Below are 575 nucleotides of genomic sequence, written 5' to 3'. Positions count from 1 at the left end.
ATGTTCCCCGATCGAGGCGCGTCCGCCCAGCTCGCCCACGTCGACGACGCGTGGCTCGACGGCGTCGCGTGGCTGCACCTGCCCGCGTACGGGCTCGAGCTCGAGCCCATGCGGGGCGAATGCGTGCGCCTCGCGGCCGTCGCCCGCTCGGCGGGAGCGCGCGTCTCGGTCGACGCGTCCTCGACCGGGTTGCTGTCGGCGCTCGGCATCGAGTCGGCGATCGGGCTGATCCGCGCGATCCACCCCGACGTGTGCCTCGCGAACGAGGACGAGGCCGCCCTGCTGGGCCTGGCGGGTGGCGGCGCCGTCGCGGCATCCGTCGCGCCGATGGTCGTGGTGAAGCACGGGCCGCTGCCGACCGACGTGATCGTGGCCGGCGAGCTCGCCGAGCGCGTCGACGTGGCGCCGGTGGCGGGCATCCGCGACCTCACGGGCGCCGGCGACGCGTTCGCCGCCGGCTTTCTCGCCGCGACGCTGCAGGGTGCGGATGCCGCGGCGGCGTGCCGCGCGGGTCATGCCGCGGCGGCATCCGTGCTCTCGAGCCCGGGCGCCCATGCCAGCAGCGTGGCACCCGC

At 76.5% G+C, this 575-nt stretch carries 1 protein-coding gene; it reads left to right on the top strand.

Annotated elements, in window-relative coordinates; genetic code table 11:
- On the top strand, window positions 1-575 hold a 575-nt coding region (locus GH736_RS24105), incomplete at both ends, for a carbohydrate kinase family protein (protein ID WP_235934670.1).

Origin of the sequence: Agromyces humi (assembly GCF_009720255.1) — a bacterium.
GTDB lineage: Bacteria > Actinomycetota > Actinomycetes > Actinomycetales > Microbacteriaceae > Agromyces > Agromyces humi.
The sequence above is the reverse complement of the archived record's forward strand: the minus strand, read 5'-3'. Positions and strand labels throughout refer to the sequence as shown.